This window comes from Solibacillus kalamii, from assembly GCF_002174535.1.
In the GTDB taxonomy this organism is placed as follows: Bacteria; Bacillota; Bacilli; order Bacillales_A; family Planococcaceae; genus Solibacillus; species Solibacillus silvestris.
Genome location: NZ_NHNT01000007.1, coordinates 160,293 through 186,834 on the forward strand (window position 1 = coordinate 160,293; position 26,542 = coordinate 186,834).

At 38.2% G+C, this 26,542-nt stretch carries 26 protein-coding genes; 12 read left to right on the top strand and 14 right to left on the bottom strand.

The genetic code is table 11. From position 1 onward, the window contains the following. Positions 1-197: 197 nt before the first annotated feature. Genes CBM15_RS11790 through CBM15_RS11805 form a run of 4 tightly spaced genes read right to left on the bottom strand, consistent with a single transcriptional unit; the run spans position 198 to position 3,006 of the window. Positions 198-998 (bottom strand): DUF2785 domain-containing protein, encoded by an 801-nt coding sequence (locus CBM15_RS11790; RefSeq protein ID WP_239534814.1) that lies wholly within the window; start codon positions 996-998, stop codon positions 198-200. Between the two features lie 6 nt (positions 999-1,004). Further along, on the bottom strand, positions 1,005-1,409 hold the full coding sequence (locus CBM15_RS11795; RefSeq protein ID WP_087617665.1) for an acyl-CoA thioesterase: 405 nt from the start codon (positions 1,407-1,409) through the stop codon (positions 1,005-1,007). 14 nt (positions 1,410-1,423) lie between these two features. Further along, positions 1,424-2,227, bottom strand: coding sequence for a GNAT family N-acetyltransferase (locus CBM15_RS11800; RefSeq protein WP_087617666.1), 804 nt, complete (start codon positions 2,225-2,227; stop codon positions 1,424-1,426). An 11-nt stretch (positions 2,228-2,238) separates the two neighbouring features. Next, complete coding sequence (locus CBM15_RS11805; protein ID WP_087617667.1) at positions 2,239-3,006, bottom strand: class I SAM-dependent methyltransferase; 768 nt, start codon at positions 3,004-3,006, stop codon at positions 2,239-2,241. A 271-nt stretch (positions 3,007-3,277) separates the two neighbouring features. Between CBM15_RS11805 and CBM15_RS11810 the strand changes: the two genes are divergently transcribed. Next, a complete protein-coding gene (locus CBM15_RS11810) occupies positions 3,278-3,490 on the top strand; it encodes an alpha/beta-type small acid-soluble spore protein (RefSeq protein ID WP_008406565.1) in 213 nt (70 codons plus the stop codon). A gap of 213 nt (positions 3,491-3,703) precedes the next feature. Beyond that, on the top strand, positions 3,704-5,005 hold the full coding sequence (locus CBM15_RS11815) for a serine hydrolase (RefSeq protein ID WP_087617668.1): 1,302 nt from the start codon (positions 3,704-3,706) through the stop codon (positions 5,003-5,005). Positions 5,006-5,162: 157 nt separating this feature from the next. Here the strand turns inward: CBM15_RS11815 and CBM15_RS11820 are convergent, their stop codons facing one another. Next, the gene (locus tag CBM15_RS11820) at positions 5,163-5,363 is read right to left on the bottom strand and encodes a cold-shock protein (protein ID WP_008406560.1); all 201 of its coding nucleotides are present in this window, start codon (positions 5,361-5,363) and stop codon (positions 5,163-5,165) included. A 335-nt stretch (positions 5,364-5,698) separates the two neighbouring features. On the opposite strand from CBM15_RS11820, the gene CBM15_RS11825 reads away from it, so the two are divergent. Beyond that, positions 5,699-6,262 (top strand): DUF4256 domain-containing protein, encoded by a 564-nt coding sequence (locus CBM15_RS11825; RefSeq protein WP_087617669.1) that lies wholly within the window; start codon positions 5,699-5,701, stop codon positions 6,260-6,262. A 345-nt stretch (positions 6,263-6,607) separates the two neighbouring features. Continuing rightward, positions 6,608-7,471 carry a helix-turn-helix domain-containing protein gene (locus CBM15_RS11830; RefSeq protein WP_087617670.1) on the top strand — a complete coding sequence of 288 codons (864 nt, stop codon included), beginning with the start codon at positions 6,608-6,610 and terminating at the stop codon, positions 7,469-7,471. 53 nt (positions 7,472-7,524) lie between these two features. On the opposite strand, the gene CBM15_RS11835 is transcribed toward CBM15_RS11830, so the two are convergent. Further along, a complete protein-coding gene (locus CBM15_RS11835; RefSeq protein WP_039967106.1) occupies positions 7,525-8,124 on the bottom strand; it encodes a DedA family protein in 600 nt (199 codons plus the stop codon). Positions 8,125-8,491: 367 nt separating this feature from the next. Continuing rightward, positions 8,492-9,124 (bottom strand): LysE family transporter, encoded by a 633-nt coding sequence (locus CBM15_RS11840; RefSeq protein WP_087617671.1) that lies wholly within the window; start codon positions 9,122-9,124, stop codon positions 8,492-8,494. Between the two features lie 465 nt (positions 9,125-9,589). Here CBM15_RS11840 and abc-f point away from each other — a divergent pair, with 465 nt between their 5' ends. The 3 genes from abc-f (at position 9,590) to CBM15_RS11855 (ending at position 13,352) form a co-directional block, all read left to right on the top strand. Further along, positions 9,590-11,038, top strand: coding sequence for a ribosomal protection-like ABC-F family protein (abc-f, locus tag CBM15_RS11845; RefSeq protein WP_087617672.1), 1,449 nt, complete (start codon positions 9,590-9,592; stop codon positions 11,036-11,038). 124 nt (positions 11,039-11,162) lie between these two features. Next, a complete protein-coding gene (locus CBM15_RS11850; protein WP_087617673.1) occupies positions 11,163-12,209 on the top strand; it encodes an LLM class flavin-dependent oxidoreductase in 1,047 nt (348 codons plus the stop codon). Between the two features lie 204 nt (positions 12,210-12,413). Continuing rightward, positions 12,414-13,352, top strand: a complete 939-nt coding sequence (locus CBM15_RS11855) for a bile acid:sodium symporter family protein (protein ID WP_087617674.1) — start codon at positions 12,414-12,416, stop codon at positions 13,350-13,352. A gap of 76 nt (positions 13,353-13,428) precedes the next feature. On the opposite strand, the gene CBM15_RS11860 is transcribed toward CBM15_RS11855, so the two are convergent. The 7 genes from CBM15_RS11860 to CBM15_RS11890 all read right to left on the bottom strand — a co-directional run bounded on the left by CBM15_RS11860 (position 13,429) and on the right by CBM15_RS11890 (position 20,647). Further along, positions 13,429-13,938, bottom strand: coding sequence for a GNAT family N-acetyltransferase (locus CBM15_RS11860; protein ID WP_087617675.1), 510 nt, complete (start codon positions 13,936-13,938; stop codon positions 13,429-13,431). After that, positions 13,938-14,483, bottom strand: coding sequence for a GNAT family N-acetyltransferase (locus tag CBM15_RS11865; RefSeq protein WP_087617676.1), 546 nt, complete (start codon positions 14,481-14,483; stop codon positions 13,938-13,940). Before CBM15_RS11865 ends, CBM15_RS11860 begins: the two co-directional genes overlap by 1 nt. Before the next feature lie 292 nt (positions 14,484-14,775). After that, positions 14,776-17,004 (bottom strand): S-layer homology domain-containing protein, encoded by a 2,229-nt coding sequence (locus CBM15_RS11870; protein ID WP_087617677.1) that lies wholly within the window; start codon positions 17,002-17,004, stop codon positions 14,776-14,778. Positions 17,005-17,290: 286 nt separating this feature from the next. Then, positions 17,291-17,974 (bottom strand): ABC transporter permease, encoded by a 684-nt coding sequence (locus CBM15_RS11875; protein ID WP_087617678.1) that lies wholly within the window; start codon positions 17,972-17,974, stop codon positions 17,291-17,293. After that, positions 17,971-18,867 (bottom strand): osmoprotectant ABC transporter substrate-binding protein, encoded by an 897-nt coding sequence (locus CBM15_RS11880; RefSeq protein ID WP_087617679.1) that lies wholly within the window; start codon positions 18,865-18,867, stop codon positions 17,971-17,973. The genes CBM15_RS11875 and CBM15_RS11880 overlap by 4 nt, the downstream gene beginning before the upstream one ends. Then, positions 18,864-19,511, bottom strand: a complete 648-nt coding sequence (locus CBM15_RS11885; protein ID WP_065217112.1) for an ABC transporter permease — start codon at positions 19,509-19,511, stop codon at positions 18,864-18,866. Before CBM15_RS11885 ends, CBM15_RS11880 begins: the two co-directional genes overlap by 4 nt. Next, entirely contained in the window at positions 19,508-20,647 is a 1,140-nt protein-coding gene (locus tag CBM15_RS11890) for a betaine/proline/choline family ABC transporter ATP-binding protein (protein ID WP_008406525.1), read from the bottom strand. The genes CBM15_RS11885 and CBM15_RS11890 overlap by 4 nt, the downstream gene beginning before the upstream one ends. 434 nt (positions 20,648-21,081) lie before the next feature. On the opposite strand from CBM15_RS11890, the gene CBM15_RS11895 reads away from it, so the two are divergent. From CBM15_RS11895 to CBM15_RS11915, 5 genes are read left to right on the top strand one after another with little or no spacing between them, the layout of a single operon-like run. After that, complete coding sequence (locus CBM15_RS11895; protein ID WP_087617680.1) at positions 21,082-21,855, top strand: ABC transporter ATP-binding protein; 774 nt, start codon at positions 21,082-21,084, stop codon at positions 21,853-21,855. A 15-nt stretch (positions 21,856-21,870) separates the two neighbouring features. Continuing rightward, positions 21,871-22,863 carry an aliphatic sulfonate ABC transporter substrate-binding protein gene (locus CBM15_RS11900; RefSeq protein WP_087617681.1) on the top strand — a complete coding sequence of 331 codons (993 nt, stop codon included), beginning with the start codon at positions 21,871-21,873 and terminating at the stop codon, positions 22,861-22,863. Positions 22,864-22,881: 18 nt separating this feature from the next. Then, positions 22,882-23,703, top strand: a complete 822-nt coding sequence (locus CBM15_RS11905) for an ABC transporter permease (RefSeq protein ID WP_087617682.1) — start codon at positions 22,882-22,884, stop codon at positions 23,701-23,703. Next, positions 23,704-24,516, top strand: coding sequence for an ABC transporter permease (locus CBM15_RS11910; protein WP_087617683.1), 813 nt, complete (start codon positions 23,704-23,706; stop codon positions 24,514-24,516). Between the two features lie 14 nt (positions 24,517-24,530). After that, on the top strand, positions 24,531-25,886 hold the full coding sequence (locus CBM15_RS11915) for an LLM class flavin-dependent oxidoreductase (RefSeq protein WP_087617684.1): 1,356 nt from the start codon (positions 24,531-24,533) through the stop codon (positions 25,884-25,886). Positions 25,887-26,542 lie beyond the last annotated feature (656 nt).

Genomic DNA, 26,542 nt, shown 5'->3' on the forward strand with positions numbered 1-26,542 from the left:
CGAGAAAATTCCTTTCAGCCTTTTGTTATTCCGGTATAGAAAGAACCCGGAAAGTGAGATTACCGAGCCCACTATAATAAAAGCTATTAATTGAAAACCGCTAATCTTATCTAAATAATATGCTAGTAAACCAGCTATGTATAAAATGAAAGGGAGCACAATTAAAGTAATAGGTTTCAATATTTCAGCTCCTTATGCTAAACGACAGCAGGACTTTCATAAACAATCCAATTAGTTGTTTTTGTACATTTAGTTGATTTTAATAAATGTCTTAATAATGCTGCCTCAAATTTTTTCACATTCCATTCATACCGGTATTTTTTATGCCAATCCTCGATTTCTATGTAATGCAATTCTTTTAACCACGTTACCAATTGCTCATCCGTCAGTCCCTTATCCAGTAATGCATCAATGACCGGTAACATACGTTCTTCTTCCTCATCGATTAAAGCATATTCAGTATGAAGACAGCTTTTTAAACTTTGTAATGCATTCCATAATAATTGAGAATCCATCATCAACGGATGTCTAATTGCTTCTGTTAATAAATCACTTCCATGTGCAACCCCATGTGCCCAGCCCTTCGTATTGACAAATCCCCGGTAATCACTTTCAAGAAATAAATAATGAATACTTCTGTGAATTACCTCAATAATAAGTTCTTCCGGTAAACTTCTCTTTTCACGATCTTTCCCTAAAATAAGAGTGATGACAAGTGCTGAAAACGATCTCATAAACACATCATCAGAAATTCCATAATCCGTAATATTTAAATAAAGATGCTCGTCATCCAAACATGTTTTCAGTATGGTAACTAATTGTTCTTCAGTAAATTTTCCATTCAGAATTAATTCGCAAAATCCCCGATAAATTAAGTTGTCACGTAAATAGCCATCCGGATTTCCAATATTTTTTAGCATGAACTGGATTAATTCGTTAAAATCAATTGAATCCAGATTAATCGAATTTTTTACAATTTCTTCTAATTGTTCTTTCATCAAATTTTATTGCTCCATTTCAAAAAGCTTCTTTAATGGATCAGGAATTTTCGCAACTCTTTTCTTTTCTAAATTGAAAAAGCATCCTGATTGTTTTCCGATGCAATGACTATGCTTTTCCGTTGTAATTTCCAGTTCCATTTCCCAACTGGATTGCCCGATTTTCACCATCCAGCACCGGCCGACTGGTTGATCGAAAATTGTTAAAGGGGCTTTATATTCAATCTCTGTTTTCATCAAAATCGGGGATATTTGCACAGCCATCATCTCTGCTAATGGATAATGCTCATTTAAAAATGCCATACGTAAATCCTCAAACCAGCGTACATACACAATATTACTTACAATGCCCATCGCATCGATATCATAGGCGTTAATCTGAATCGGTTGTTCTGCCAATAATGTTTTCACAATATTTGTCCCCCTTAATTTCTCTCTTCATAACGAACCATAGACCAAAAACCGATATCCTCAAATCCAATCCGCTTATAAATGCGTCCGGCAGCCGGATTATCATAAAACAGACAGATTGATTTTCCTTCAGCGAGCAGGTCACGACAAAGCTTTAACATACAGTGCGTGGCATACCCTTTTTTTCCGTAACCTGGTCTCGTTCCTACGCCTACAATCATTGCAGACTGGGAATTCTCTGCAGTGGTAGATGCAGATGAAACCATTACTTCGTGTTCGTCACGAATAAAATAGGTGCGCCCTGTTTTAAACTTTTCCGCGCGTTCTCTTCCTTCAATACTAAAGGTACCCGTTGAAAATTCCGGAATCGATTTGAGCATTTCAATATTTTCCAAATAATTATCAGGCTTTAAATACGACACATCTGAAAAATTCAGATCTGAAATCGGCACCGTCAATTTTGTACATTTTGCATAATACGTATCGCTGTCACGACGAATACCTCGGTCAATCCATTTCTTTAATGGAGCGACTAAATGCTGGAGTCCCGAAATTTCTATCCGTCCTTGATTTTCGTTAATTATTTTGGCAAATCCCTCGACATCATAATTTCCTTCACTGTACGGGATATAATTTTGATCATAGCGCAGTAATATCGCTATTAACTGATCACCTTCAAATTGACCCCATAAATCCTGTATATCCGATTCCATCCCATATGCTTCAATATCACCGATTATAAATAAATTTTCTGCCGGCTTTTTTTCTACAAGTGCCATCGTAATATTCAGATCATCGTTCGTTAATTTTCGGATCATTTTACTTCCCCCTATAAAGTACTTTTTCGAGCTTTCACGATAAAGGTCGTTGGATAATGGCTTGCTTTATATAAAGAATAATATTTTTCGGAATACGGAATTTCTTCATCTTTTGTATGGGCCGGAACATCACTTTCTACGATTTCTACAAGTTCAAAGTTGGATTGTAAAAGGGCATTTATATATGTCGCCATTTTATATTTGGGAATTTGCATTGGCGCGTCTTCCCCCTTAAATGACGTTGTTTCAATATACCCTTCACGCTGGTAGGAATCCGTTAATATAAATTGATGATCACGGCATTTGATCTGACTATAGAAAGGATGTTCCCAGCTAAAAACGAACTCGCCCCCTTCTTTTAAGTAGCTATGAATCAAAGTAAAAGTTGCCGGAAGATCATTTGACCAGCCTATTGCATAAACGGAATACACTAAATCAAAATAACTTTTCGGCAATCCGATTTCTTGTTCCATTGGAGCCGTAAATAAGTTTGCTTCAATGCCATTTAAAGTTTTTTCCGCCAGTTCTTTTTGTGCTTTCGAAAAATCAACACCCCAAAGCTCCTTTGCTCCATTGTTTTTCATATATAAAAGAGAATGCCCGCTCCCAAATCCAACTTCCAGCACCATTTTCCCGGCCACATCTCCGAGTAAATGCAGTTCCTCTTCTGTTTGCGCTAAAGGTCCATAGCTTGGTAATGCATCTCCTCCAGCAAAATGCTTCGCTACAATATCCCAGCTATTTTTATTATTTTCGATAATTGAGTTCAAATAAATCATTCCTTTCCGTACCGATTTCTGATTTATACTATTTGTAACAATTAAACCACTTTATTCCATATGTTACAATCCAACAATTTTTCTAATTTATTTTAGGTACAATGCTTGTTCTATTCTGTACGATATGACGTTTATTGAAATGGTACGGTAATAATAAAAACTTCTCCATATTATAAAAACGTTACCAAATGAACTGTAAATTACCTATTCCCGATATGGTATGAAACTTTCTTCCCTGTGCATTCTAATGTCATAAGGAGGCGAGTAACAGATGGCAAACAACAATAGCTCAAACAAATTACGTGTACCTGGTGCACAACAAGCAGTTGACCAAATGAAGTACGAAATTGCACAAGAGTTTGGTGTACAATTAGGACCAGACGCATCAGCACGTGCAAACGGTTCTGTTGGTGGCGAAATTACGAAACGCCTAGTTCAAATGGCAGAACAGCAATTACGCGGAAATTCAAACAATCAACAATAATTAACGAAAAGGAAACGCTGCATACTATGTAGCGTTTTCTTTTCATTTTGGCTTTTCAAGAAGATTACATACACAGACAAACAAAAACACCATTAAATATAAATGAATCTTTTACAGCTTTCCTCCGTAAAAACATTAATAACCATTTCTCAACCTTAGCTTTAAGGGTTGGGCTAAATTTGAGCTATGTCTTATAAAGGAGGAAATTCATAAATGAATATTTATGGGTGGATTGGTTTGTTAGGAATTGTTTTATTTAGTTTATTACCTTTATCAAGTATAGAGAAAAGAACACGGGAAGAGGTTCAAAAAGCCATAATAACGATTAGTATCATCATCGGTATTATTATGGCAGTTATAGTTTTTGATATAAATTTCGTTGTAACTTTATTATTTGGTTTCCTAGCTATGATTATGCTTGACCGTAAAACCTATACTAAAAAAAGATTGATTATTTATGGGGTCATTACGTTAATTGTAGGGATTGCAGGGTATGCTCTATTCCGAGATAATCCAAATTATGTTATTCAACATTTAAAAGAACATCCGGAATCGAGCTCTTTTTACCTTGCTGAAAATGGTGAACCTGTCATTACTTATCAATCAACTTTTATACGGCCATTAGCAAGTACTGTAAAAATCCTTATTGCGGTTGAGTACTCAATGCAGATTGAAGAAAGTAAAATTCAACAAGAGCAAAGGATATCACTGAACGACTTGAACCGTTTTTATTTAAAAAATACAGATGGGGGCGCTCATGAAGCATGGTTAGACGCTATGAAACAAGATGGGGGCATCCAAAATAATGAAGTAACTTTGCATGATGTTGCAAAAGGGATGATTACGTATAGCTCAAATGCCAATACAGATTATTTAATTAATCTGCTTGGTGTTGATGCTATAAATAAACGTAAATCGGAGTTAGACTTAACACAGCATGAAGATGTTTATCCAATTGTCAGTGCGCTATTTATTCCGGATTCTATCCAAAAAGACGGGATGACCGAAAAAGACTTAATCAATGCACTCCAAAAGTTATCAATGGAAGATTATCGTAAGTTAGCTCAATCGATCAGCCTACAAATGCGATCAGGCGAAATCAGTGCAAGTGAAGCTACCTTTGACTTATCCCCTGCCATACAAAGAGTTTGGTCAGATCGGTTAATAGGTGCTTCTGCCAATGATTATGGGAAGCTACTCGCGCATATTTCAAATGACGAGCTACCACCAATTGCGACTGAAACAATCCGGGATCTAATGGAATGGCCAATGAAATTTAATGAAGAAAATTATAAGACGTATACGCATATTGGGGCAAAAGGCGGCTCTACACTGTTTGTTTTAAATAATGCGATGTATGCAGAAAACCTTAAAGGAGATCAATATGAAATGGTTCTCTTACTCAATGACCTAAATTTTTATGAACGTTTCTTATTGAGTCTAAATCGGAATTCATTTGAATCGAAGCTTATGAATGATGCAGAATATCGTAATAAGGTACGGGAAGAACTTTAAACTAAGTTTGAGTTTTCTTGTATAACTTTCCCAAACAACTAATCCCGCTCCTAAAGTCTTATTTAGGAACGGGATTTAAATTGTCTACCCTATCATTTTTGACACAAAAAAACTGCACCCCATATTTGGGATGCAGTTTATCGTTACTTCATTAAAATTAAAGTTTTACGATGTTTGTAGCTTGTGGGCCACGTTGACCGTCTTCGATTTCAAATTCAACTTTTTGACCTTCGTCTAAAGATTTGAAACCTTCGCCTTGGATTGCTGAGAAGTGAGCGAATACGTCGTTTCCGCCTTCAACTTCGATGAAACCAAAACCTTTTTCTGCGTTAAACCATTTTACTGTACCTTGTGTCATTTAAATGACCTCCATTTAATTAAATTTAATAAGATCACAATTCTCATAAAGAAAAAATTCACATATTACAAAAAGTACTAAATAAAACACGAATACATTTTGTAATAGGTGAATTTATTGTTGTCTTGTAACATTTCTTATTAACATTAGTATATAACAAACAAAACCATTTGTCTATTCTTTTAAAATTATTCAGTTAGTGCTAATAGAAATCTGATGCAATCTATGATTGGAACAAGGGTTAATTATTTCGATAGCCAACCATTACTAGACATTACTCTTAAGCGTACAGTATCATAAAAGGCAATCAACTATTTAACGAGGTGTTCTCTATTATGGCAGCTAAAAAAGTATTAACAAATGAACAACAAGATCAACTTCTTTCAACTTTGAAATTACGCTTTGAACAGCATATGGAACGTCATCCAAATATCGATTGGGAAAATGTGCAGACAAAGCTCGAAGCAAATCCGGTAAAACTGTGGTCTCTTCATGAAATGGAACGTACAGAAGGAGAACCTGATGTCGTTGCATATAATCATGAAACGGACACGTACACATTTATGGACTGTTCGCCTGAAAGCCCTAAAGGACGCAGAAGTATTTGTTATGACCAGGAAGCACTGGATGCACGTAAGAAGAACAAACCGGAAGACAGTGCGATGAATATGGCGGCTTCTATGGGAATTGAACTTTTAACGGAAGTCGAATACCGCTCTTTGCAGCAGCTTGGAAAATTTGATTTAAAAACGTCCAGCTGGGTTTTGACACCTCCGGATATCCGTAAACTTGGCGGTGCGATTTTCTGTGACCGTCGATATGAGACGGTTTTCATGTATCATAATGGTGCAGACTCTTACTACGGGGCTCGTGGGTTTAGAGGCTCGCTTACTGTTTAGTTTCATGATTTCAACTAAAAACAAGCCGTTGTCATATTTTTTGACTACGGCTTGTTTCCATTTTAAGCAACTCTGGACAATAAATCGGATGACCCAGTCTGTAAATAGAGAATATGAAAATAATATGAATTCAGATTTACCCTTTACTCCTGTTTCCCAATAATTTACTCCCAAACATATATAAGAACCTCTATATACTTAACTTATCCTCCACCAGTTCCAATAATCCACAGTTCTAAAGTAGTGATTAATAAATCTACCATTTCGTCCCCTCCTTTGTATTAATTTTACAATTACCCCGACAAAAAGTGTATAATATGCCTAAAAGAATAATTAGGTGATGAAATGAGTAATTACGGGCAAGTTGTAAAAGACATAAGGGTTGGTAAAGGCTATTCCCAACAATATGTCAGCGAGAAAATATGCTCACAGGGCAACTACTCAAAATTTGAAAAAGGGGAAAACCGAGAAATTAAATATTCGATTTTAAAGGAATTTTTAGGTCGGCTCGAAATGTCATACGAAGAGTTTGAATACATAAGCAATAATTACGAAATGCATGAGCGCCAAAGAATTATGAAGAGTTTTTACAATCAAACATACAATTCCGAAAATGCACTGCTTCAAATGATTGAAGAATGTGCTGATTATTTACGTCAAAATCCGAACGACAATTTAATCATCAATATTCAAACCGTAATGGAAGGAATGCTCGTTTTGGCCAGATCCAGTGATTTCGTAATGGCTTCTAAAACGTTATCTCCCATTTGGAAAGATCTCTCTCAACGAAATACATTATACTTAGCTGATATTTATTTGCTGAATGCTATTTTATTTGTATTTCCAATTTCTACTGCAACCGAAATAAAAGAATTTGCTTTTCGCCATATCGACAAGTACAACGGCTTTCAAAATATAAATAAATTAAAAATTAATTTTCTGATCAACCTGTCGCTTATTAATATTAAAGGAAAAGACTTTGAAACCGCACTTCATCTGTTAAATGATGCAATCCGTGCATGTAAATCGGAGCAGCTGTTTATCAACCTGTCGATCTGTTATGTGAGAAAAGGTGTTTGCCTAAATAATTTAAATGGCGAGGATGAAGGTTTTATCGAAAAGGGCTTAACACTACTTCAACATTTAGAACAGGCAGAACTATTGAAAATGTTGGAGAAGGAAATTAAAAATAATTTAATCGTTTATTAATGTAAAAAAAATTAAAAAAGGGCAGCCGATGTTATGTCGACTGCCCTTTGAATTTATTTTTTATTAGGTAAGTTCATTTTACGCTCTAATAATTTAATGCGGTATTTATAAATGGCATAAATTACTACCAAAATAATGATGATGATAACAAACGGCTGCAAGTATTGTTTAAACAGATCTCCTGCCTGTTCCCAGTTCTCCCCTAGCTTAATGCCTAAATAAACATAAAGCGCGGTAATTGGGAACATCGCTAAAAATGTGTAGATTGTAAATTTCCATACATTCATTTTTGTCATCCCGCATGGAACCGAAATTGCCGTACGGACGATTGGCATAAAACGTCCGAAAAATGCGACACCCGCGCCATATTTAGCGAAAAACTTGTCCGATGCATTCACTTGCTTTTCATTGATCAAGAAGAACTTCCCGTATTTCAGAACGATTGGTCGACCACCATAACGCCCTACCGCATATAATGTCAACGGACCAATCGTTCCGCCTACCGTTCCTGCAAGCACCATTAACCAATAGCTATATTCCCCTTGAGCAATCCAAAAGCCAGCCATCGGTAATATAATTTCTGCTGGAATAAACTCAAAGCAGAGCGCCAACAGCACACCAAAATAGCCAAACCCTTTAAAAAACTCAATCATTGATAGAATGATTGTATCTAACAACAAAAACAACTCCAATCATTTGCATTATCCCAAAGTTAAAATCATCATTTTCTGATTTCAACTCCATAGTCCACTTCCACATTCACTTAGCATACAAAAACTTTAATCGATTCACAATAGAAATTGTGAAAACATGCCGTTATTATGTATGCTCTTCTTTAGAATAGAACGTCGTCTCTTCACAAATGTTGCCTCATCCGCAAAACTTTTAATTTTATAGCAGTGTATGTCTATGAAAAAAGCGATATGTCAGTACAATTTGTGACTTCCCCTCTCCCACTAACTCCACATATAAAAACAAACAGACGAAACCAGTTATGCTTTGGAATCGTCTGTCTATTAGTTAAATTAATGCTTTTAAATCATGAATAAACTCATAGATAAAGTAACAGCCAAATCCGAATAATAATACACCCGCGATGATGGAAGTCCATTTAATCATTGTACGATTCATAACTTTTCTAGAAAGTGAAACAATTGTTAAAAGTCCAATATCATGCAGTAAAATCCCCGATAAAATACCAAGCGCAACAATTAAAAATTGATGGGCACCTTTTCCTGAATAAGAGTCGGCCAAAACTGCTCCAAATACAGAAATCCAGAAAACAAGATTTCCTGGAGAAACAGCAACCAATAAACCATTGCGGTAAGTTGACAAAAAGGATTTATTGGCTTTCTCACCAGCTAATGCAATATCTTTATCTGCGTTTTTAATAGAATCAAAAGCCAAAACAAATAAAAACGCGGCTCCAATAAGCCAAAGCGGAAGCTGAATATAAGACAACGATAAAAATTGAGCTACCCCTAAATATAAGGCAATGATTAAAGCTAGATCAATTGTCATACCACCAAGCCCTACCGCCCAACCATGCATAAATCCATTTTTAAATCCCTGTTTTGTCATTTCAACTGTAATGGCACCAACCGGCATTGCAATCGCAAGGCCAATCATGACATATGCAAAATATAAACTCATTCGATCACATCTTCCAAGAAAGATTTCTTCTTACGTCCGTTTTATAAATATAATTATATTTGAATATTTATAAATTTTCAATTACTCCCCTAATGAATTCCAGGATTGACTTATTTCAGGAAAACTATTATGATGTCATTAATTTATGAGAAGGAGGGATTTTTCTATGTTTTTACTTCGTTTACGCTAAGCTGGCAATAAAAAAGCAAACCCATTTGAGATGGGCTTTTTTGTCATGCTTGTAAACGATGAAACCATAGAGATTCCTCTTTAAACGGGAGACTTCTATATTTTTTCGGCGCAGGCATACATATGTCTGCTTTTTTATTGCGTTTTAGACTCACGTATAAAATGGAGGGCTAAAACAATGCAGATGCTTCTATTCTTTTAATACGGGCGGATTACACAAACCGCTCGTATCGATAAGCTATCGGTACGAAATTCTATATTTCGGAGGTAGCAATAATGGAAAACTTAAGCTTTGAACTGAAAAATATACACGTACAATTTTTAGATAAGGATATACTCACAATCCCGCAGCTGGCTATTTATCAGTTTGACCGCATCGGTATTGTCGGTAAAAATGGCGCCGGTAAAAGTACTTTATTAAAAATATTAACGGGTCAACTCGTGCCGCAGCAAGGAAATGTAAGTTCACATGTCGATTATTATTATTTTGAACAAACATCCCCTGCTTTCACACAAGACAATATTGACATCGCCCTTCTTCATAAATTAAAGGCAGTCGATCCACATAGCGGTGGTGAATTGACGAGGCTGAAGTTATCACAGGCATTCAGTCATTACTATGAGGCATTGATTTTCGATGAACCGACAACACACTTAGATCAGGAAGGCATCCGATTTTTGCAAGATCAACTACGCGATTATTACGGAGCTGTCGTCTTAGTCTGCCATGATCGGAACCTGCTGGATAGCGTCGTCACGACAATCTGGGAAGTAAATGATGGCCAGGTTTCGGTCTATAGCGGAAATTATTCCGATTATGCCGCGCAAAAAGAACGGGAAAAACACGAGCAAGCTGCTGCCCATGAAAAATACGTTCGCGAAAAGGCCCACTTGGAAAAGGCAGTTGCCGAAAAAATGAAAAAGGCCGAAAAAATTACCGAGGCAAAGAAGCTTTCAAAAAAAGAAACGAAAGCTAAAGCGAATCGAATGTTTGAAACAAAATCCAAAGGAACAAGCCAAAAAGCGGCTTATCGCTCGGCAAAGGCGATGGAAAAACGAATCGAACAGCTGCCTGTTGTAGAGAAAGTAAAAGAAGATGTACCACTTCATTTCAAACAATCGAAAGCATTGGAACTTCATAATAGAGTGCCGATCATGATGCAAGATTTCACTTTGTCGATCCATGAGAAAATACTGATTGATCAATGTCAGCTTCAAGTTCGTTTACAGGATAAAATCGCTCTAACCGGTCCGAACGGCAGTGGGAAATCAACGTTGCTGCAGGCGATGATCGAAAAGCATCCCCATATCGATCTCTCACCGAAAGTCAAAATCGGCCATTTTTCTCAGCTTGCATATCAAAACTTGCCGGATGAGACGGTTTGGAGTTTTATAAAAGCACGAAGCGAATTTAGCGATGCATTTATTCGTACTGTTTTACATCAGATGCAGTTTGACCAGAGTGATTTACAAAAACGAATTACTGTTTTAAGCGGAGGCGAACGCATTCGTTTACTTTTAAGTGAGCTGTTTTTAGGTCAATATAATATTCTCCTGCTCGATGAACCGACCAACTTCCTTGATATGGCGACAAAAGAGGCGTTGGTAAACTTTATCCGAGCATATGACGGCACTATTCTTTTTGTCTCCCATGATGACTACTTTGTGAAACAAGTAGCTACAAGAACTATAGAGATAAAAGATAGGACCCTAATTGAAGTCTGACTTTACTTGTTATGTTTCGAGTTGAACAATCCTTTCATTTCCAATCGATGTGCACTAAAATGATTTCATATGGTAATCATAGTAAGAAAAGGTAACGAGCTATTTATTATATGGAGGTCATCACATGGAAATAGGTATTTCAACTTTTGCAGAAACAACACCGGACGCTTTAACAGGCAAAACAGTAAGTCATGCCGAACGACTGCGCCAAATCGTCGAAGAAATTAAGCTGGCGGATGCGGTAGGACTTGATGTCTATGGTGTCGGGGAACATCACCGGGAGGACTATGCCGCATCGGTTCCTTCTGTCGTACTCGCTGCAGCTGCAATGCAAACAAAACAAATTCGACTGACGAGCGCTGTAACGGTACTCTCGTCGGATGATCCGGTACGTGTGTTCCAGCAATTCGCGACACTTGACGGACTATCGAACGGACGCGCCGAAATTATGGCTGGCCGCGGTTCATTTATTGAATCGTTCCCGCTGTTCGGCAACAACTTGAACGACTATGATGCGCTTTTTGAAGAAAAACTCGATCTATTATTAAATCTTCAGGAAAATGAGATTGTGACATCATCTGGCCATTTCCGTCCATCTATTCAAGAACGTGGCATCTACCCGCGCCCCGTTCAGGAAAAATTACCGATTTGGGTAGCGAGCGGCGGTACACCACAATCCGCAATTCGAGCGGCTACATTGGGCTTGCCGCTAACATTGGCGATTATTGGTGGTAGTCCCCTGTATTTCGCGCGCATCGTTCAACTGTATTATGATGTGGCGAAAAAAGCAGGCCATGACATTTCGAAGCTGCGTGTCGCTTCCCATTCGCATGGTTTTATTGCGGATACAACAGAACTTGCTGTTGAGCAGTTTTTCCCGTCCACAGCAGCAGCGATGACGAAACTTGGCCGTGAGCGTGGTTGGGCTCCTTATGCACGTGAAGCATTTGATGATGCACGCAGCTTGGAAGGCGCTCTTTATGTAGGAGATGTTGATACGGTTGCAAAGAAAATCATCTATCTTTACGAACATGTCGGCATTTCAAGATTTTTCCTGCATATGCCAGTCGGTTCCATGCCGCATGACCAAATAATGCATGCCATCGAACTATTAGGCACAAAAGTTGCGCCAATCGTACGTGAGGAAGTCGCACGATTGAAAAATAGGTAAGAATGTTAGTTAATGGGCTGTGCAGCAAAATACTGCACAGCCCATTTTTTTATGAAGTTTGCCTTTCCCCCTTTTATACAAAGCTTTCCGACTAAATTAACTAGAATAATAACTGAATTGCTTAAAATTCTGAATATTATTGCAATTGTAAATTTGATATATTACAATGACATGAATTCAATAGAAAGCTGAGGTTACATCATCATGGGAGTTTTACAGAAGATAGGTAAGTTTGCAGGAAATACATTTGCGATTTGGGTACTCGTTGCAGCTGCTTTAGCGATTTGGCTGCCTGAATATTTCACTTGGATTGGCAGTTACATCACCATATTATTAGGGATTGTCATGTTTGGTATGGGGATGACATTAAAACTAGATGATTTTAAATTGATTCTTCAACATCCCAAAGGCGTTATTATCGGGATTGTTTCCCAATTTGTGGTTATGCCGCTATTGGCATTCGCGTTAGCAAAAATTTTCAATTTACCACCTGAAATTGCTGTTGGTGTTATTTTAGTAGGTTGTTGTCCAGGAGGTACTTCATCAAACGTTATGACTTTCCTGGCAAAAGGAAATACAGCATTATCTGTTACGATTACATCATGTACGACATTATTGGCACCGTTTGTGACACCTGCGCTCATCTACTTATTAGCAAGCGAATGGTTACCGGTTTCATTTATGGCCATGTTTATGTCGGTAATCAAAGTTGTATTAATTCCAATTATTTTAGGAATCGTTGCTCAGTTCTTATTTAGACCAATTGTGGAGAAAAGCATTGATATTCTTCCAACTGTATCCGTTATTGCGATTGTCATGATCGTCGCAGCCGTAGTAAGCGGAAGCCGGGATAAGATTTTAGAAACAGGTTTAATCATTTTTGCCATTGTTATATTACATAATGGGTTAGGTTACTTAATAGGGTTCTTAGTAGCTAAAATATTCAAATTGCAATACGATGATCAAAAAGCGATTTCGATTGAAGTTGGGATGCAAAATTCAGGCTTAGGTGCCCAATTAGCGATGGCACACTTCGATCCCGTATCAGCGGTTCCGAGTGCAATCTTCAGTTTCTGGCACAATATTTCCGGACCGATCCTTGCTACGTATTGGGGTTCAAAAGCGAATAAGAAGGACAAATAGATATTACACAAAAAGTGGTACGAAGTTGTTGATTCGTACCACTTTTTATTTCGATATATGTATGTATTAGAAAGCTTTATTCATTCAATTCTAACTTATATTGTACTAACTTAACTTCTTTACCTATGTATAATTCAGTTCCTTCACGGCTTTCTTCAGTAAATCCGACCTTCTCCATCATTTTTCTGGAACGATGATTTGTTTCATGGGTTTTTCCGTAAAATGTAGTGACTCCGAATTGTTCATTCGCATAATTCAGCAATTTTTTAATCATCTGAGTACCAATACCATTATTCCAAAGAGTACTATCTCCAATAGCAATACCTATTTCTGCACTATTATTTTTAAATTCTGCTAAATCGGCATAACCGATAAGTCTATTTTTATATTCAATTCCAAGACGGATCATATCTTTTTGTTGATTGGTTACACAACGTTCCCACCATTTAAATAATTCCAGATGATCTCTATTTTTCTGCCATCCATTTGCTTCACAAAAACGATCATCCCTACTCCAATCAACGACAGCATTAAAATCTTCTAATTTTAACTTTCTTAAGTAAATTTCATTTCGATTAATATCCATTATTCATCTCCATTATTTTGCCGATTACACTTCGATAGCATAATTACATCGAAAGCCTCGTTATTTTGGTACATATACTTTCTTAAAATGCCTTCCTTTTCAAATCCCTGTTTCATCAATAATTGACTGGAACCGTCATTTTCAACAAAAACAATAGCACCGATTCTTGTTAACCCCATCTCTTGAAATCCATATTCAACGATTTTAGCTACTGCTTCCGATGCATAACCATTCCGCCAAAAGTCTGGATAAATTTCATACCCTACTTCTGCACGCCGATGCGCTTTTGACCATGAGTTAAAGCCAATAGTACCGATTAAACCCGGAAATCCCTTCTTTTCAATTCCCCAGCGCATCCCTTTTTCAGTTTGAAAATTATTAGTAAATGCCTCGATTAACTTCTCTGCCTGCTCAATTTTTTTAAATGTGTTCAATCCGTAATATTTTGTTACCTCTTCGTTTGAAAAAATTGAATAAATATCTTCCGCATCGGAAGGAAGAATTTCTCTTAACACGAGTCGTTTAGTTTCTAATTTTGGAAACATAGTACTGCCCCTTTCGTAACACTATAATTTTAAGCAGCTTGCAATGAATTGCCCCATTAATCTGACTTTCGAATTGACAGTTCCACCAAGGTATTTTCTGACTACCTCATTTGTATAGAGTGCTTTTATGTATATGTATTTTTGCAGCGGACGTATCGTACACCTGTCTGTATCAACCATCTTCTTTTCTTCTACCTAAGTAATGATCTCTATATTTAAATATGAAAACCCTTGCCGTTTAAATGGCAAGGGATATTTCATTTAATCGATGCGGTCAATACAAAACCTGCCATTAATAATTTTCAATCTGATATTCATTCATTTTATGAGCTAAACGAATCGTCACTTGAGCTAATTGTGCATACGTGACTTCACTAGTTGGCTTTAGCTGATTATTTTCGGCTTCAAGTAATCCCATTGCATATGCTAATGCCACGTGACCACGTACTTTCTTATCCACTAGTGCGGCATCACTGTAATTCAATTCATATATATCGCTAAGTTGTGCAGGTTTGTTTAACTTCAGTGTACCAATTACCCATTTTGCCAGCTCTTGATTTGTAAGGGCTGTTTTAGGATTGAATGTTTTAGTAGATGCATCTAGCATCCCCATTTTTAAGGCACGTGTGACAAATGCATATATAGCATCATCGGGTGTAATATCCGTAAATGATTCATCCGCCATTTCAAACTCATCGAATCTAGAGCTGTAATACATGTAAGTCACTGATTTGAGTAAAACTTTTAACGCTTCCTCTTTCGTAATCGGAGCATCCGGGTTAAACTTGTTATTTACTTCCAAAATACCTGCATGAATTAAATAATTTAATTCTTCAGCGGCTTTTGGATGCTCGATTTTAGGCTTGTCCGAACTGGCCATTCCATAAACATCTAACCATTCTCCTGTTTTGGCATCAATGGCAGCAGACGATCCTTCTTTGAAGACTGGTTGATACGCTAAGCTATAATGCTGTTCATTACCCACTTTTGGATGATTCACATATTGCAGCTTCAGTTTCAACTCATCTTTCAACATTTTTGTTGCTTCCTGTTCTGATATAATATCAGTTGCTGCCGGCCACTCCAATTCGCCATAATCGCTTACATACAAGCTTACTAAATCACCTGTTTTAGCATCGACATTTACGGAGATATTGTCTCCTGCTACTGTTAATCCGTTCACGATACGCGGGAACGTAAAGTAATAACTGTCATTATAACTCTCATGGAAGCCCTCATTCACCGGTATTGCATACTTATGAGCAGATGAAGGTACCCAATCTTTTATATGGGCAATCGCTTTATCCAACGCCTGTTTTTGTGATAATTTTACTTCTGTATCGTTTTCATCCTCTTCTACCTCGAGGTTACTTTTTATATCACTATAATGAATAAATTCCCCTGTTGCTTTATCAATTGTTAGTACAGTTCCTGTTCCACCATTACGATAGTTATACATATATTGAATGTTGAATACTTCTTTACCAGTTTCCGTTGTTGTTTCATCAACTGCTCCAATTTCTAGTTGAACACCTTTAATATCTGTTGCCAGCAATTTTTCTGCCATTGCTCGCGCCTGCTCCGCTGTCATGTTCGGCTGTTTTGCCCCTAATGGTGCCGAAACAATTGGTGTAAGTGATTTAGCTGATAAAGTTGAAGAGAGCCCGTCCATAGTTAACCAATCTCCTGTTTGCGCATGGACACCTGAAATAACTTGGCTATTCGGTTCATAAACAAGCTTTACTTTATGATCCCCTGTTGTGTAATCCGGAACAATTGAATATGACAACTGTGCTTTTAAAGCATCTTGCAAGCGGTCGGCAATAGATGATTCATTTTGTTTTTTAGATGGATCATCATACGTAAAATTATTTTTTGGAGGTGTTGTTCTATAAAATGATGATACTGTGCCATCCCCTAACACACGGATATTGATCGTTTGATCTGAAATGGGAATACCCGAATTTTTCTTTTCATACATAAATGAGTATTCAACAGGCTGTGTTAAAATTGAGGGTGAGTAAAAATCGTGTGCGTTTGGCACAAGCTCATACCCCTCACCCTTATTGAACCTTTCCATAAATTTATCCGCTACTTTTTGTGCTTCTTCTTTTGAATATTTTGCCGGGAACAATATATCCTTTGTGTTTACTGGTTGATAATAGAATTGTTCTAACTCCAACGTTTCTCCAACAAAAATAAAGCTTCCATGAACATATTGGTTATCAATTCGCTTAGAGAAATAAAGTTCGTAGCTTACCGTCGTGTCTGTTGGTCGTGAATAACCTGTACCCGTTTGGAAATCTTTTTCAGTTACATTCTGGAACTCATTCGGAAATAATTCTCGGAAACGCTTCATTAAATCCTCTTTTGTTACCGTTGTATTCGTTTGTGCCACTTGAATCGGCAATGACTCCATTCGATCATTCCCTACTGTTGAAGCACTTGCAATTGGTGCTAATAAACCAACAGACAGCGCTGTTGCAGTTAACATTGCACCCGCCTTTTTAAATGTTACCACTCTTCATCCCCCTATCTCTTTTTCGTAAAACATATGTTTACACTTATATAATACGAAATGAACACACAAAAAGTTTCATATTTGTTATAATTTTACATAAGTTTATAAGACGTTAAAGCCAATAAGCCATATATCTAACCGTTTTATTAATAACATAAAAAATCAAGCCCTCCCTCTTCCCTCTTTTTAAAAATATTACCAGTTGTTATAACAGTTATCGCAAAATATTCCCAAAAGAATAAAAAACCCCTATTTTGAAAATAGGGGTTTTGAAAATTTTATTATTCTAAGCTGCGACGTTTAATTTTTTTCGTTTTGTTGGATCAAGTCGTTTCTCCAGCCATAACAGTAGAACATCTGCCAAAATTGCCATTAATGCGGTTGGAAGTGCTCCCGCTAAAATAATAGCAGTACCACTCGTAGCATTTGTTCCGCGAATGATTATATCACCGAGACCGCCAGCCCCAATAAACGCACCAATAGCCACAATACCGATTGCCACGACAAGGGCAATGCGAATACCGGTTATAATAACAGAGAGGCTTAAAGGCAGCTCCACCATATACAGAATTTGTAGCTTGGTCATTCCCATACCGCGCCCTGCATCAGTTAAGCTACGATCAATATTCCGAATACCGACAAATGTATTTTTAACAATCGGCAAAAGAGAATAAAAGAATACGGTCACAATAACCGTCGTTTTCCCAAGACCTAAAACGAGCATAATGATTGCCATTAATGCGAGCGCTGGGATTGTTTGAATAATATTGGCGAGTGTAATAACAGGACCTGACAACTTCGGAAATTTCGAGATCCAAATCCCTATTGGAATACCTATTATAGATGCAAGCAATACACCATACACAGACAACTGAAAATGTGCGAGAAATTGTGAAAATACATAAGAACCATTTTCTCTCATATAAAAGAAAAATTGTTCAACTACCGATAGCTGTGTCATATCTGTCATGGTGTATCATCTCCTGAAAAATAATCGTGTTCCTTCAAAAATTCCTCTGCAACAACTGCCGGTTCAATTAAGTTATTGTCAGCCAGGAAATTCAGGCGCTGCATTTCTTCTGTGGAAATTTTGCCAACTAGTCGTTGCAGAGCCTTTCTTACTTCAGGCTTTTTCTCCAATAATTCCGTATCTGCAAATGGTGATGCATCATACGCCGGAAAAAAATGCAGATCATCCTCTAAAACGGTTAAATCATAGGAAGCGATACGTCCATCAGTCGTATAGCCAAGCACGACATCTACTTCGTTTTGAGCAACCGCATCATATACTAGCCCAATTTGCATCGGGAAGACGCGTCCAAATTTAAAGCCATACGCTTCACTGAACGCTTTATACCCATCGCCATCACGGTTCATCCATGACGTATCAACACCCAACTGCAAGTCCTGAGCTACTTTTTTTAAGTCGCTGATTTTAGTCAGCCCGAATTTCTCCGCTGTTTCCTTCGTTACCATAAAAGCATACGTATTATTAAATCCATATGAATCGAAAAACGTCATTTGATATTCTTTTTGAAATATTTCCTGTACCATCTTCAATGCTTGTTCCGGATCACTGACAGGTTCTTGTCCGAGTGCCCCCGTTAAATCTGTTCCGGTATAACGCACTGCCGAAATGTTCGCATCACCGTTTAGCATTGCCTGATGAAGCACGACAGCAGAGCCTAGATTTTTGATCAACTCTACTTCTTCATCAGTGTAATGTTCCAGCATCCCTTTCACAATGTAAGCGGTAATTTGACCTTCTGTGGAAACTACCGATCCTACACGTAATTTATCATCTTCTTTGCCGCAAGCGCTTAAAACAATGACAGACAGTAAAAGCAGTAAAAATTTTTTCATGATGTTCGACCTCCTTGCATACGAAGCCCTTTTGGAATCATGAAGCGTTCAAAACGGCTTAACAGAAAGTCCACGAGCAGGGCTAAGGCAGTTACTAATAATGCCCCTCCTACAATGAGCTCTGTTTTATATAAATTTAGTCCATTAAAAATAAAATCTCCTAATCCGCCAGCACCAATATATGATGCCAATGTTGCCCATGAAATAACATATACTGCAGATAATCGGATGCCCGACATAATAATTGGCATGGCAAGCGGTAATTCAACCATTCGCATCGATTGCAACGGGGTCATGCCCATTGCTGTACCTGCCGCTTTAATATTTTGATTAACAGATTGCATCCCAATAAACGTATTGTTCAATATTGGCAGCAAAGAATAGATGCATAACGCAAAAATTGCCGGTACTTTGCCGACACCTAAAAAAGGAATCATAATCGCTAACAAAGCAAGGGACGGTACTGTTTGCAGGACACTTGTAACTGTAAGAACGATTTTTGCGACTGTCTTCGTTTTCGACAACAATATGCCTAAAGGAACGGCAATGATCACTCCTAATAATAGAGCGCTAAAAGATATGTAGAAGTGCTCCCATGTTTTAAGTAAAATATCGGCACTATTTTCCGTGAAAAAGCTCATCATACATCCATCAGCTCCTGTTCCTCTTCTCCCCAAATCGTATCGTAAACAATATCTACGATGTTCGCTCGAGTAATGAGGCCCATGAGATGTTGCTGATCATCAACAACCGGAATATTGTTCAAATTAAGATTTAAAATACGACGAACCGTATCCTGAAGTTTGGAACCCGTCTTCATGAAAATGACATCCCGATTATAAACTTCTGAAACACTTTTTTTCGTGCGCGCATTCCCTGTTAAACTTTCGACTGTTAAAAAACCGAGTAATCGATTTTGTCCATCTGTAACAAACAACGTATCCACGCGTGATTTAACCATTAAGCGGATTGCCTCATCCAAGCTGCGTTCAACGGTAATTGAAACTGGTTTAATCATTACTTCGTCCACCGTTTTTATATTTGGTTTTTGCTGGATTAAACGATGGGAACCGATGAATTCTTTTACAAAGTCATTGGCGGGACTCGCTAAAATATTGTCAGGGGTATCAAACTGCACAAGTTTCCCTTCATGCATGATAGCGATGCGATCAGCAAGTTTAATCGCCTCATCCATATCATGCGTAACAAAAATAATCGTTTTATCGAGCGTCTTTTGAAGCTCTTTAATTAAATCCTGTAATGTATCGCGGGTAATCGGATCAAGTGCACCGAACGGCTCGTCCATTAGGATAATGTCCTGCTCAGCTGCAAGAGCACGAATTACACCGATACGCTGCTGCTGCCCGCCCGAAAGCTGGGATGGATAATAGTCTAAATACGCTTCCGGTAAATTGACTAACGATAAAAGGTATTTGGCCGTTTCATCGCGTTTTTCTTTCGACCATTGAAGTAGCCGCGGGACAAGCGTAATATTTTCACGGATTGTCATATGCGGCATTAAACCAATTTGTTGAATGACATAGCCGATACTTCTCCTAAGAGTGACTGGATTCAGCTTCGTGATTTCTTTTCCATTTATTGAAATCATTCCGCTTGTAGGCTCTACCATGCGATTAAGCATACGAAGGGCTGTCGTTTTACCACTCCCGCTCGTACCAATAAATGCGATAAACTCTCCTTTTTTAATATCAAGTGTTAAGTTATCAACGGCCACTTTCCCGCCACGGTATACCTTCCGTAAGTTTTCGATATGTAACATACAGCTCATTCCTTCTTCTTATGTATTGTTGTATTTCTCAGTTTATTTGAGGAATACATCCATTCCTTACCCTTTATTTCAAAAAACGTAACAAGAATGACATTAATTTTTCAATATTGCATTGTTATTTATTTAATTGTAATAATGAGGCTGTTTATTAATTTGGAAATTTTGCTTGGAAACATTAAAAACATTATGAAAAAGCAGATATTTTATAAAATAAATTGCATTTAATTTCAAATTAAAAAATTCAAATTCTTTTATCCCATTGGCAAAAAAATATTTTCAAAATTGTTTGACAACAAACCGAACATTATTTATTATGTATATAAGTTTACTAGGTATTAAAGCTGACTAGATAACTAGAGGCACATAATGGGGTATTTATACGCCAATTATGTGCCTCTTTTTTATTGACAAGGAGGAAAATATTGATGGAACATGCGTTAACTATTCAATCGTTAAACAAAATTTTCTCAACGCAAACCGAAGAAGTGATTGCATTAAAAGATGTGAATCTGCAAATTGAGCAAGGTGAATTCATAACAGTTATTGGACCAAGCGGATGTGGCAAAAGTACCTTGCTTAAAATAATCGCAGGTCTAGATACGACTTATGAAGGCATTGTTGAACTGGACAGACAGCCTATTAAAGGACCCAGTCTGGAAAAAGGATTTATTTTTCAGGAGCCGCGCCTATTTCCCTGGCTAACGGTAGAGAAAAACATCGCCGGTGATCAGTCCCTTAAAAATCCTTCTGTTCGTAAAAAGGTAGATGAACTGATCCAACTTGTGAAACTTGAAGGTTTTGAAACAGCCTATCCGAAACAGCTTTCAGGCGGCATGGCACAGCGTGTGTCCATTGCACGTGCACTGTTAAGAAATCCAAAGGTGTTGCTGCTGGATGAACCATTTGGTGCGCTCGATGCCTTCACACGTTCGCATATGCAGGAAGTATTGCTCGATATTTGGACGAAAAACAAAACAACGATGATTTTTGTAACACATGATTTGGATGAAGCTGTTTTCCTTGGACAACGGGTTGTCATTATGAATCCGCGACCGGGACATATTAAAGCGGTGTTGCCTATTGAACTTACATTCCCAAGAAAACGGTCTTCGCTGTCTTTCCAGGAAATGCGTCGCAAAGTACTGAATGAATTTGAAAGAGTTGAAGATGAGTCCTACACAGTTGGTGCAGGTATATAAAAGGAGCGAAATTATATGAGAAAACAGTTATACACATTTTTATTATTAGCTTTAACTTTCCTGTTGGCAGCGTGTGCAAGTGAGGAAACAAAATCCTCCAAAGCATCCTCAAATAGTAATGATCTAGTCGTTCGAATCGGGATCCAAGGGAGTGGCGGCTTGTTCGGTAAAGCTAAGGAAGATCGATTATTTGAAGAGGCTTTTGAATCACATGGGGCAAAGGTGGAATGGGTGGAATTCCAAAGCGGCCCTCCGATGACAGAAGCAATTGCCTCGAACAAATTGGATATTGCAGGACTTGGCAACATGCCTGTCATTACAGCACAAGCTGCCAATATCCCTTTTAAGATTATTTCTCAAACATTGGAAGGCAAGAAAAACGTAGGTGTTATTGTCCAGTCATCCAGCGGCATTACTACTTTGGAAGAGCTGATAGGAAAAAAAGTTGCTGTCGGTAAAGGAACAAATGCCTATGATTTTATTTTGCGAAGCTTTGATAAATTAAACATCAATCCAGATGAAGTGGAACTGATCAACTTAAATCCCGATGAAGCACAGGCTGCCTTCGATTCAGGGGGTGTCGATGCCTGGGCAATTTGGGAGCCTTACTTAACAATTAATACGCTGTCTGAAAAAGGAACAATTATTGCAGACGGAGAATCAGTCGGTCTTCTCTCCCCTTCATATACGATTGCACGGTCAAAATTTACTGAAGAACACCCTGAACTTGTTGTGACGTATTTAAAAACATTAAATGAGCTTTTGGCATGGGAAACTGCAAACGAAGCGGAAGCCGTGGAGCGCTATGCGAAAGAACGTAATCTACCAGTTGCGTTAATGGAGCAAACAAGACAACGCTCAAAAAGCATCAATATTTTAGTAGAGGATGCAATTATTCAGGAACATCAAAAAACGGCAGATTTTCAATATAAACAGGGGACAATTCGTCAAAAAATCGATGTTTCCAAAGTATTCGACAATCGCTTTTATAAGGAAGCCGTTAAATAATTTTGAGGAGGCGTTGTCATGGTCACACTTAATAAAACTCTAGCCAAAGACAGGAAAAAGATCGCTTTTTCAGCAAAGAGCAGGCAGCTACTACTGGGTGCGCTCCTTCCTGTAAGTTTACTGTTTCTTTGGGAATGGGCTGGCCGAAGCGGATATTTAAACCCGCTTCTACTCCCTGCCCCTTCAGCTATTTGGAATGAATTCATTTTTTTACTGCAGCAACAGCATTTGCTTGGACATTTGCAAGTATCGGTTATACGTGCACTGGCAGGTCTGGCTATTGGCGGGTCTCTCGGTTTGGTGCTGGGCCTGATTATTGGATTTTCCTATAAAAGCCAACGTGCATTTGACCCAACAATTCAAATGATTCGCATGCTTCCCCATCTAGCAATTGCCCCACTATTCATCTTATGGTTCGGGTTTGGGGAAACATCGAAACTATTGTTAATTGCAAAAGGCGCTTTTTTCCCTCTGTATATTAATACATTTTTAGGGATTCGCTCAGCCGACAGCAAGTTATTCGAAGTAGCACGAGTTTTGCAGTTTAATAAAATGCAGCTTGTTTTAAAACTGATTATCCCGTCCGCGCTTCCCCATATTTTACTAGGATTACGTCTGTCTGTTGGGGTTTCATGGCTAGGGTTGGTAGTCGCTGAAATGATGGGCTCAACAGAGGGAATTGGATTCTTAATAAATGATGCGCGTTCCATGTCCATTATAACGACAGTATTTGTAGGAATTATCATCTTTGCATTACTCGGAAAGTTATCCGATTTTCTTGTGCTCACAGTGGAGAAAAAATTATTAAACTGGCAGAGCACTTTTGAAGGAGGGAAATAAATGACGCTAGTTTCAAAGGAAACGCTGGAAGTAAAACGTAAATGGCCATTGCAGAAAGTTCAACACATCATTTATCCGCTTTATTTTCCTGTTTCAATCTTAGTGCTTTGGCAATTGGCAGGTACATTTGGTCTCGTAGAAGAACATATTTTACCGACGCCACTTAAAATCGCATCGACATTTTGGATTTTATTGGCCAATGGGGAATTGCCTGTTCATTTTCTTGCTAGTGGGCAGCGGGTAGTTTTCGGCTTTCTGTTAGGTGCCATTACCGCGATCATTTTAGGCATTGCGACCGGCTTCAGTAAAATTGCACAGCAATTGATAGACCCGTCCCTTCAAATGTTACGGACTGTGCCGCTATTATCGCTCATACCTCTTTTTATCCTATGGTTTGGCGTTGGTGAGTTTGGCAAAGTGCTGATGATCGCACTTGGCGCATTTTTCCCGGTTTACGTCAATATTTTTCTTGGCATTCGTCTTGTTGACCAAAAACTTTATGATGTGACAGGTATTTTACAATATTCTTTTAAGGAAAAATTAACGAAGCTTATTTTTCCTTCAGCAATGCCCAACCTTTTACTTGGTCTTCGTCTGGCAATGGGAACGTCTTGGCTTGTGCTCGTTGTCAGCGAAATGATGGGCGCAAGTGCTGGAATCGGCTATATGATTCAGGATGCCCGTGCTTATTCGCAAACAGATATTGTGTTTGTCGGGCTCATTTTATTTATCATTCTTGGCAAGTTCACGGATTCGCTTGTCGGTTCAATTGAAAAACGCGCCTTAAAATGGCGTGACACATACAAAGGTTAAGGGGGAATTTTAATATGAGTAAAAGAGAAGGGAAATTAAGTTTAGGTGCATTTATTTATTACAGTGGTCATCATAGTGAAAGTTGGCGGCATCCATCTGGATCAGGCCACAACCCTTTTGATATCGATTACTTCATAGAAGTCGCAAAAACTGCCGAACGCGGTAAATTCGATATGATGTTTCTGGCGGATTACCTCCACGTTTCAGGCGCTGAGCAGACGGCATCCGGTATGCTTGATCCTGTTACCCTATTATCAGCAATTGCCGTTCATACAAAAAAATTAGGACTAACAGCAACTAGTTCTACAACATACAACGAACCGTTTCATTTAGCAAGACGCTATGCAACACTGGACCATATTAGTCGCGGGCGGGCTGCATGGAATATTGTAACATCACAGCATGACACCGAAGCACAGAATTTTGGTAAAGAAAAGCATCCTGAGCACGGGCTACGTTACAAGATGGCTGAAGAATATGTAGATCTGGCACGTAATCTATGGGATAGCTGGGATGACAAGGCGCTCATTAATGACAAGGAAAATCGTAAATTTATACAGCCAGGTTCCGTAAAGGAAATTAATTATAAAGGCGAATGGTATGCATCACGTGGACCATTGAATGTACCCCGTCCACCGCAAGGCTATCCGGTACTCGTTGTAGCTGGCGGTTCGGAGGCCGGTATTGCCTTCGCGGCGAAAACCGGTGAAGTGGTCTTTACTGCGAGTCAATCACTGGAAAATTCAAAAGCATTTTATAAGAAGCTCCAGGCGAAATTGGCTGAAGAAAACCGTGATCCACGCAGCATCAAGATCATGCCTGGTATTTCACCAATTATTGCCGAAACAGAAGAAGCTGCTTGGGCAAAATATGAAGAGCTCAATCAACTAATTTCGGATGATGAAGCTTTGAAAACCGTTTCCGCTTTTTTAGGTATTGATTTATCCGACTATCCGGCAACTGGTCCCCTTCCTGAGCTGCCGGACTTAGCTGCACAATCAAATGCGATGAAGAGCCGAATCCAGTTATTTATAGACTCTGCACGTGAAGCGAATCTTTCCATTGCCCAACTTGGCCGTAAAATGCACGGAGCGCGGGGCCATCTGGAATTTGTTGGCACACCTGCACAGCTGGCAGATTTACTGGAGCTTTGGTTTAATGAATATGCTTGCGATGGGTTTAATATTATGCCACCTGTTCTTCCTGATCACCTAACCACTTTTGTGGATTTAGTAATTCCCGAGCTGCAAAAACGCGGTATTTTCCGCGAAGAGTATGAAGGTGATACGCTGCGCGAGCATTTAGGTTTGATCCGGCCGGAGAGAAACCATTTTAAAAAGAATAAGGACCAGGTGAGTTTACAGATTTAATGATAAGCTAGCTATTAATTTTCAACAAAAGCTCTCCCTATTCTCATGATAATTAATTAATTTCTATAAAAATTTTCGCAGCAATCTCCTGTGAGTTCATTCTCTCCAGGGGATTTTTTTATTAAACTCAGGTATTAGGGAAACAAATATCGGCGTAGTCATTAAGTTAAAATTTCAGGAAAAACCTACTTTACGTTTGAAATTAAGCAAAGGAAATCGAGGTAATCATTGTAGGGACAAGGGAAATGTGCAGATATTGCCCGCGCAATAATTTTCTAAATTTTCGGTTAATTGTGGATAACTTGAATATTAGTTGATTCTTTTCGGGGGTGTCGGGTACCGCTTTTCTAATAAACTCTTAAATCTGCTAATATATTTTTATTTGTACTAATAAAATCCCGAAGTTCTAATATATTTCATGTTTCTTCTAATTAGCGGGGCAACTTTTCTAATATCCCACTGAGATTTTCAAATAACCGGTACACTTCTTCTAATAAACTCTTCAACTGTGAGGTTAGTATAAAAAATGGACACGTCTTAAGAGACACTTTAAGATTAAGATATCTAAAAAAGGACGTGGAACCGATGAAAGAAAAACAAACTCGTAAGCGATTAGACGCACAAACAAAAGAATACATTTTAAAGTCTGTTTTAGA